General features: G+C 57.1%; 6 protein-coding genes. 4 read left to right on the top strand and 2 right to left on the bottom strand.

All coding sequences use genetic code 11. The features are described 5' to 3' along the window. Together VIL80_RS03555 and VIL80_RS03550 are read left to right on the top strand one after the other, a co-directional pair. A partial coding sequence (locus VIL80_RS03555) for a TonB-dependent receptor (RefSeq protein ID WP_332034783.1) occupies positions 1-2,920 on the top strand: 2,920 nt, incomplete at its 5' end. Positions 2,921-3,049: 129 nt separating this feature from the next. After that, positions 3,050-4,936: a glycoside hydrolase family 3 protein gene (locus VIL80_RS03550; RefSeq protein WP_332034782.1), complete on the top strand. Its 1,887-nt coding sequence runs from the start codon at positions 3,050-3,052 to the stop codon at positions 4,934-4,936. Positions 4,937-5,058: 122 nt separating this feature from the next. On the opposite strand, the gene VIL80_RS03545 is transcribed toward VIL80_RS03550, so the two are convergent. Then, positions 5,059-6,123, bottom strand: a complete 1,065-nt coding sequence (locus VIL80_RS03545) for an isoaspartyl peptidase/L-asparaginase family protein (protein WP_332034781.1) — start codon at positions 6,121-6,123, stop codon at positions 5,059-5,061. Between the two features lie 69 nt (positions 6,124-6,192). Continuing rightward, positions 6,193-7,092 (bottom strand): LysR family transcriptional regulator, encoded by a 900-nt coding sequence (locus VIL80_RS03540; protein WP_332034780.1) that lies wholly within the window; start codon positions 7,090-7,092, stop codon positions 6,193-6,195. Positions 7,093-7,241: 149 nt separating this feature from the next. Between VIL80_RS03540 and VIL80_RS03535 the strand changes: the two genes are divergently transcribed. Together VIL80_RS03535 and VIL80_RS03530 are read left to right on the top strand one after the other, a co-directional pair. Next, a complete protein-coding gene (locus VIL80_RS03535) occupies positions 7,242-8,465 on the top strand; it encodes an acyl-CoA dehydrogenase family protein (RefSeq protein ID WP_332034779.1) in 1,224 nt (407 codons plus the stop codon). A 14-nt stretch (positions 8,466-8,479) separates the two neighbouring features. Beyond that, positions 8,480-9,276 (top strand): phosphotransferase family protein (locus tag VIL80_RS03530; RefSeq protein ID WP_332034778.1); only part of this gene is annotated, 797 nt, incomplete at its 3' end.

Below are 9,276 nucleotides of genomic sequence, written 5' to 3'. Positions count from 1 at the left end.
AGGTGCATTGCAGGACAACCTGAACAACAAACGTTATTCCAATGCGGTCAAGGATTCACTGAACCTCGCGGATGTAGACAAAAACCCGGACAAGAACCTGGCGGAAGCCCTGCAGCGAATTTCCGGTGTACAGATCACCCGTGACTTCGGCGAAGGTGCCACCATTTCCATTCGCGGTACCAACGTCAATTTCACCAATACCCTGTTGAACGGCCAGAATATGAAGTCGGCCCAGTCCCTGCCTTTGCGGGACGAAATGAATGCGTTCGACTTCTCCTCAGTTGCCGCGGAACAGGTGGCCCAGATCGAGGTGTACAAATCCCCACAGGCGGACATCGATGCCGGCGGTATCGGCGGTACCGTGATCCTGAAGACCAAGAAGCCGCTGGATCGGCCGAGTGGTGACGGCTATCTGAAAATCGAAAACAGCTACAATGACGGCTCGGGCAAGAGTTCCCCGCAGCTGGGTAGCCTGTACAACTGGAAAACGGCGGATGAGACCTTCGGCGCTTCCGTGAACCTCAGCTACCAGGAACTGAACCTGCAGCGCGACGGCAACGAAGCCATCGCCGGATGGTGGGAATACTACCGCGACGACCAGCCGAATCAGCTCGCCAATTCCATCGACGGTGTCAGCCGTTACTCCACCCGCTCAGCGACCTATGAAAAGCCCGGCGCTATGATGGGTATCCCGGGATCTGCGAGATTCGAACGCGACAGAGAGCGCCTCGGTGGTACTGTATCCTTCCAATACCGTCCGGCTGACAACCTGGATTTCAATCTCGAATACACCCGCAACCATACCGACGATCCCAACACCAGCCACAACCTGTATTCCCGCGCCTATCTGCTGGCGCGCTCCGCCTACAGCACCGGCGGCGAGCCAGAGCCCGGGTTTGAAGTAGACCGCGTTGGCGATCTGCTGCTGCACGCAGAGCAGGACATCTACGATGTTCAGTACGTCAACTCCGCCGGAACACGCTATTGGGGTACGCCGTCGAACCTGATCAATATGGAATTCCAGGACCGCGACGGCAGCGAGATGACCAGCGACATGCTGAACCTCAGCGGAACCTGGGAGAACGACAATTTCAACGTGCAAATGCAATTGGGTCGCTCCACCGGCAAATCCCATATCGACGATTTCGGTACCCACTTCGGTTTGAATATCGACCATGTGGATGGCAACTCGGATCTGCCAGTCATCGACAATGGCCTGGCCGGCGTTTCCATCTATTACGACTACGATCCGGGTGCGAATATGGCGGGCTGGGGCGTGAGTGGTGACGGCGAGTGGCTCAAGCATCCGACCACAGAAATGTCGATGCGCGACCTGTTCAAAACCATGCAGGACCGCGAAAACACGGAAAACTTCGTGCAAGCCGATACCCTGTGGACGCTGGATGAAAACACCTGGTTTGTGGACTCGATCAAGTTCGGTGCCAAATACCGCGATCTCTCATCTAGCAATGTCCGCAGTGCGGCCAGCTCGAGATTGGCCAGTGGCGTCGAGGTACTGGCCGGTGATCTGGCCGGTGGCGTCGTCAGTGGGATTCGCGACGATATCGACAGAATGCCGACCGCATACTTTGACGTGGATACCGGCAAGCGGGATGCACTGTGGAACGACGGCCTGTTGCTGGTCGAAGACCTGGGTGCCTGTGACGACCTGATCGCATCGTCCGGTGGTAACTACAAAGGCTGTCGTACCGACTACCTGGAGACCGTCAGCCAGTTCTACGACCAGACCCAGGACATTGCCTCCTTCTATACGATGGTGAATTTCTCCGGCGAAATATTCCGCGGTAACATCGGTGTACGCATAGTGGATACCGAACGCGAATCTCTGACCCGTCAGGCGGAGGGCGACGACTACAAGGATGTGATTACCGAAAGCAGCACGACCGATGTGTTACCCAGCCTGAACCTTTCCGTCGACCTGACAGACCAGCTGCTACTGCGCACCGCGGCCTCCAAGGTCATCTCCCACCCCGCGCTCTACCAGATTCGTGACGGTTTCCGTGTTACCGGCAACTATGATGCTTCAGGCACGCTGCTGTCAGAGGGCTCTCAGCGTACAGGCGCCAAGGGCAACCCGGATCTGAAGTCCTATGAAGCCAAGCAGTATGAGCTGGGCGCCGAGTGGTATTTCACCGAATCGTCAATGTTCGGTGTTACCGCGTTTTACAAGGACATTTCCAACATGATCCGTAGCCAGCTGGGTATCCAGAACCTTTCGGGTCAGGGATTTACGGACGCCTTCGGTAATGAGCTGGAAGGCGACTACGCCATTACCTCTTACTACAACGTGGGCAAACAGACCATCAACGGCTACGAAGTACAGTTCCAGCACGATTTCCAGAACGGCTTCGGGGTGCTCGCCAACTACACCTTTGTCAATATTCCCATGGAGCGCTTTACCACCCAGAGCATAGAACCCCTGTATCTGGAAGATGCGAATGGCTTGGTCGTGGACAGCAATGACCGCGCGACCATTACCGGCTTCGAGGCAAGCAATCCGGAAATCGACGAAGTCCGCACTCCGGGTAACTCCGAGGACACCTACAACCTGTCGGCCTTCTACGAAAACGACACTTTCTCGGCGCGACTGTCCTACAACTACCGCTCGATGTACTTCGATTCCATCGACTCCCAGGCGAGCCGGGTCAGAGACGACCGGGAGCAGGTCGACCTGAAACTCACCTATAACCTGACGGACAACCTGACTGCCGCGCTGTCGGTGTACAACCTGACCAACGTGAATGACGACTACTTCCTGCTGCGCGACCAGCTCGAGGCACCCGAGGGCGGCATTCCAGCGGGTATGGAGGCCTACTACTCCGAGCGGATCGGTAAGGTGGCCCACAACAGCTACGAGACCGGGCGCCGTTACTTCGCCTCCATCAACTGGGCATTCTGATCGCCGATCCGGGGTACCCGCCCCGGACCGGATAGAATTTCCAGAAACCTGACCAGATACGGTATGGGAAATTTTTCCCATACCGTATTGGCTCACATCTCCCGTTGTTAGCTTCATGAGTTGTTATTGATGAAATGGAACCTCGGCTCTTTCCTCCTGCTCTTCCTGCTCGCTTTAATCTGGATGAAATATCTCGGACAAAGCGACAGCCTGGACCAACAAATCGCCCAGAAAATCATTCTCGATATTCGCTATTTTTGCCCGGAAATGGATGCGGATGCAGACGGTGACGACTGCAAGACGCCGGTAACGCATTTGCCGGCGCAGCTGGCTGAAATGATCCGGGAAACCAATCTCGGTGGCGTCATCCTGTTTGCCGAAAATCTGCAAACGCCGCAACAGATTATTCAACTGACGACGGATCTGCAGCGAACCGCCCGCCAGTCATCCTCGGGCCTCCCGCTGTTCATTTCCATCGACCAGGAAGGCGGCAGCATCGTTAGACTACCTGACGATTACAGCACCGCGTTCAGTGGAAATATGGCCATAGGTGCCACATATGCCCGTCACGGAGACAAATACGCGCGCCTCGTAGGGGCGAGTATGGGCCGAGAACTGCACGCACTGGGTATCAATGTCAATCATGCTCCGAGCGTGGATGTAAACAGCAACCCTGAAAACCCGGTGATCAATGTACGCGCCTTCGCAGACAATCCCAAAACCGTCGCGAAATTAGGCGCGGCGATGCTTGAGGGGATGCAAAGCGAAGGAGTCATTGGCGGCCTCAAGCATTTCCCTGGTCACGGCGATACCCACGTTGACAGCCACTCGGGTTTGCCACTGGTGGAACACGATAAGGCCAGAATCTGGGCCATGGATATAGAGCCCTTTAAATGGGTGATGGATAATAGTGATGTGCACATGGTCATGACCGCACATATTCAGTTTCCACAACTGGACAGCAGCACCCTCTTAAACAAGCACGGCAAGGCGATCATCAAACCCGCTACGCTTTCGCGGGAAATATTGACCGGGGTATTGCGGGAGCAACTCGGCTTCGAAGGGTTGATTATTACTGATGCGCTGGATATGGATGGTATTGCGCAGTTCTTCAGCCCTGTGGAGGCGGTGATCAATACCTTTGAAGCCGGTGCCGATATTGCCCTGATGCCTGTACGTATCCGCAAACCCGCGGACATCCAGAATTTCCAAAATTTGATCGAATATGTAGACAACAGGGTGGCCGAAGACAGTCAGGCGACCGAGCAAATTCGTCTCTCTGTAGAACGTATAGCCCGCGTCAAGCAGCAACTGGTGCGCCCGGAAACAGATACTGACCAGGCCGTGGACGTCGCACAGTCAATACTCGCCAGCCCCGCGCACCGACAACTGGAGCAGGAGCTAGCGCAATCTTCGCTGGTGGAATGGAACTCCGGAAAACACTCCGATCTGGCAGAAGTAGACCGTGTGCATGTTGTGTTGCCGGACAGCGACAACGCCGAATTACTCGCGGCCCTGCTGCAACAGCAATCCTCCTGGGAAATCACTAGCGGCAATTTGAATACTACGGCCATGGAGAGCAACAAGGAGGCCATTGATCAGGCGGATCTGGTGATTGTCGGCAATAATTTTCAGCAATTCAGCCAGTCAACAACCGCGTCCAATAACAGGTCGAAAGCCGGAAACCGAGCCGAACGCGCGGCTGCGCTGTTGCAATACGCCGGCGACCACGGAAAGTCACGGATCTACATCAGCCTTGCATCGCCCTACGCGATCGATAACTTCAGGCCACTGTCGGACCTCCAGTTATTCGCATTTCACGCCAACAGCTATCATCAGGAATATGACGAGAAAAACCCCGTATTGCAGGCGCTGGCCAACGTAATCACCGGTCAAAGCAAGGCGCAGGGAACTCTGCCAGTCAGCCCTCTGGGCTATCGAGAAGATGACCAACAGGGACGGTACACTTCCAGAGAACAGCGAAATTCAGACTCCGTCATCCCGGCTGCGCTGTGATAACTCAGACTGCTGCAGTGAACCCGCCCCCCAATAGCTTTTTCCGGGGGGGGGCAGGAACTAATCTGGCGGGGCACCAGAGGAAATTCGAACAGGTTAAAGCACCTATTTATTTGTCCTGGTTATTTTTCCTCGAAGATTGCCACCTGCGCGGGTTGCCCGGCTATGCGGCTGCCCCGGTACATCCCCTTGGTATTAAAAGTGAGCGCGATATTGCCCTTGGCATCCAGCACGATCACCCCACCGGTGCCACCTACCGGCAGCAGTACCTGGTTGATCACCTCGTCCGCGGCCTGGTCAATGGTCTTGTTCTGGTAGGCAACCCGGGTGCAGATATCCGCGGCGACGTTGTAGCGGATGAAATACTCACCGTGGCCGGTGGCAGAGACTGCGCAGGATTTGTTGTCGGCGAAGGTACCGGCGCCGATCACCGGGGCATCGCCAATACGGCCGAAGCGCTTGGCGGTCATACCACCGGTTGAGGTACCGGCAGCGAGATTGCCCTGCTGGTCCAGGGCGACAGCGCCCACGGTACCCATTCTGAAGGGCACTGGCAGCCCATCAACCGCCGCGCGGTAGTCCTTGTCCTGCTTGTTTTCCTTATCCAGCTTCTCTTTTGCGCGCTCTAGCTGCTCGCGGCGCTGTTCGGTGTCAAAAATTTTGTTGTCCACCATGGGCACACCGCGACTGCGGGCAAACTCCTCCGCGCCGGCACCCGCCAGCATCACAAACGGGGAATCCTCCATCACCATACGCGCGAGATTGATCGGGTTGGCAATGCGCTTGACCCCGGCCACGGCGCCGGCCTGGCGATTGCGGCCGTCCATAATGGAGGCGTCGAGTTCGTGCTCACCGTCGTAGGTATAGACCGCACCCTTGCCCGCGTTGAACAGCGGTGAATTTTCCATCACGTTGATCGCGGCCACCACCGCATCAAGGCTGGGACCGCCTTTTTCCAGTACCGCATAGCCTGCATTGATCGCCTCTTCCAACTTGGCCTCATAGGCCCGCTGCTTTTCCGGCGTCATGCTGGATTTTTCAATGGTGCCGGCACCGCCGTGAATGGCGATAGCGAACTTGGGCGCGGCGGCCTCGGCAGCCGCTGACGACTGTGCATGCACGGTCGGGCTGAGCAGGGCCAATACGGAAATAGGCAGGCTGAGGGCAAGATTCAGGATTCGCTTCATGGTTTTCCCCGACGGCTTTTATAAATTGTCGCCAGAGAAAATAATGCAACGGAGCAATATACGCCAGTATCAACTGAGCACAGCGTGGGAAACCGATTCAATCATGTCCCGCATCCAACGGCTGGCCGGATCATCCGCGGCGTTGCGATGCCAGAACAGATGCCAGCTGAGGGGTTCCACCGCAAACGGCAACTCGACCACCGCCAGCGGCAGGGTTTCCGCCAGCACCCGCGGTACCGTCCACAACAGGTCGGTGCCCTCGGTAATCCGTGATGCCACCAGGTAGTTCTGTACCCGCATGGCGATAGTGCGCTGAAACCCCATACCGTGGAGCGCCATCTCCACTTGTCCCCTGCCCTTGCGACGACTGGAAACATGGATATGTTCCGCCGCGAGGTAATTCTCCAGCGACAGGTCGCCGCTCGCCAATGGGTGTTCCGGGCGCATGGCTACCACATAGGGCAGTTCACCGATGTGTTTATGACCGAGTTCGCGGGCATTGACCGCCGGCGCATCCAGCAGTAGGTCGATCACCCCGCCCTTTAGCTCCGCAGTCGCGGCTTCCCGCTCCACGTAATAGCTGGTGATGGCAATGGCCGGGGCCACTTCCCGCACCGCCTCATGCAGCCGCGGCAGTAACAGGGACTCCGCCAGGTCGTTCATCCCCAGGCGAAAGACCTTCTGCGAGCGAAACGGATCAAAACGCGCGTTGGCACCCACGCTGCGCCCCAACAGGGACAACGCCTCGCGCACATCCTTCACCACGCTGTCGGCCACCGGTGTGGGGCTCATGCCCTCACGGGTTTTTACGAACAGGTGATCATCAAAGGTCTGGCGCAAGCGGCCGAGGGCATTGCTCACCGCCGGCTGGGTGAGATTCAACAAATGCGCCACCTTGGTCACGCTGCGCTCGCGATAGAGCGCATCAAAGACCACGAACAGGTTCAGGTCCACTTTTTCGAGCCGCACAGCACCTTCTCCCAGCACCAACCGCATCATTTAAATCTATGCGCGCAGATAACTTTAATAAATTAGGATGATTACCTGCATTTTTTTATAGTTCTTCGACCATCCTGTCAACGACAGCAACCGGAAAAATTTCGAGGGGGAGAAAGCCCATGTTCCGATTCAGCGACTTATCCATGACCCTGCAGCACCAGTTGCGTGAGTTTTTTGACGAGCACATTCACCCCAACGAAATGCCGTATCGCGAGCAGTTGGCATCGGCGGAAAATCGCTTTGCTCCATTGCCGTTGATGGACGAGTTGAAACAGCGTGCACAGGATGCGGGGCTGTGGAACCTGTTTGTGCCCAAAGCGCACGGCGAGTACAGCACTTTTGGTGGGCTCTCCAATCTCGACTATGCGCCACTGGCGGAGCAGATGGGCCGCGTAATCTGGTCGCCGGAAGTGTTCAACTGCAATGCGCCAGATACCGGAAACATGGAAGTGTTCATGCGCTATGCCACACCGGCACAGCAGTCCCAATGGCTCACCCCGCTGCTGAATGGTGAGATTCGCTCTTCCTACGCCATGACCGAACCCCAGGTCGCCTCTTCCGACGCGACCAATATCGAGTTGCGTATCCAGCGCGAAGGCGATGAATGGGTATTGAACGGCCGCAAATGGTTCATTACCGGCGCCCTGTATGAGCGCACGAAAATCCTTATCGTGATGGGTAAATCGGACCCGCAAAACCCGGATCGCCATAAACAGCAGACCCAGGTACTGGTTCCCAAGGACACCCCGGGAATCACCCTGGTACGCCCCCTCACCACTCTCGGTTACGACGATGCCCCCATCGGCCATGCGGAAATCCGCTTCGATAACGTCCGTGTACCACTGGAGAATGTACTCCTTGGCGAAGGCCGGGGTTTTGAGATAGCCCAGGGCCGCCTCGGCCCGGGACGCATTCACCACTGCATGCGCCTGATCGGCGCCGCCCAGCGCGCACTGGAAGAAACCTGCAAACGGGTGGAAAACCGCACTACCTTCGGTCGCAAACTGAGCCAGCACCAGTCGGTACGCGAGGACATTGCAAAGAGCTTTGCCGAGATACAGATGGCGCGCCTGCTGGTTCTCGAAACCTGCCAGAAAATGGACGAAGTCGGCGCACGGGAAGCCCGCGACATGATCGCTGCAAGCAAGATCAGCGTGCCGAAAATCGTCCAGGACATCCTCGACCGCTGTATGCAGATGCACGGTGCCGGCGGCCTTACCGAAGACTACTTCTTTGCCGAAGCCTTCAACTACGCCCGCTGGTGCCGTCAGGCCGACGGCCCCGACCAGGTACACCAGATGGCCCTGGGCAAACAGCTGATCGAACAATACGGCAAACAATAAGCGGAGCACCGGGCATGTCCGTCAATACCACAACAAACTCGTCCTTCAATATCGACGAACGGAAACTCGCGGATTATCTGCAAAAAAATATTCCCGGATTCCGCGGCCCCGTTACCGCGGAAAAATTTGCCGGTGGCCAGTCAAACCCCACCTACCTGATCCGCGCCGCCAGCGGCAACTACGTACTGCGCCGCAAGCCGCCGGGCCAGTTGCTCAAAAGTGCCCACGCTGTGGACCGCGAATACCGTGTCATCTCCGCCCTCGCCGACAGCGACGTGCCGGTGGTGAAAGTCCATCACCTGTGCGAAGACGACCGTATTATCGGCAGCATGTTTTACCTGATGGATTACATTGAGGGCCGGGTATTCTGGGACCCAGCCCTGCCGGATCTAGATCGCGAACAGCGCGGTGACATCTACCGCGAGATGAACCGCGTCCTCGCCGCACTCCATTCCGTCGATATCGAAAAAGTAGGTCTCAGCGACTTCGGTCGCCCCGGCAACTTCTACCAGCGTCAGATCAACCGCTGGACCCAGCAATACCGCGCATCGGAAACCGAACAGCTCCCGGACATGGACCTGTTGATCGACTGGCTCCCGGAAAATATCCCCCAGGATGGCGACGAAGAAAAAACCACCCTGGTCCACGGCGACTTCCGCCTCGACAACATGATCTTCCACCCCACCGAACCCCGCGTACTCGCCCTCGTCGACTGGGAACTCTCCACCCTCGGCCACCCCCTGTTCGACCTCGCCTACCAGTGCATGCAACTGCGCATGCCCCACAACAGCGTGTTGTCGGGACTGGGCGG

The sequence above is a fragment of the Microbulbifer sp. genome, from assembly GCF_036563125.1.
Taxonomy (GTDB): domain Bacteria; phylum Pseudomonadota; class Gammaproteobacteria; order Pseudomonadales; family Cellvibrionaceae; genus Microbulbifer.
The sequence above is the reverse complement of the archived record's forward strand: the minus strand, read 5'-3'. Positions and strand labels throughout refer to the sequence as shown.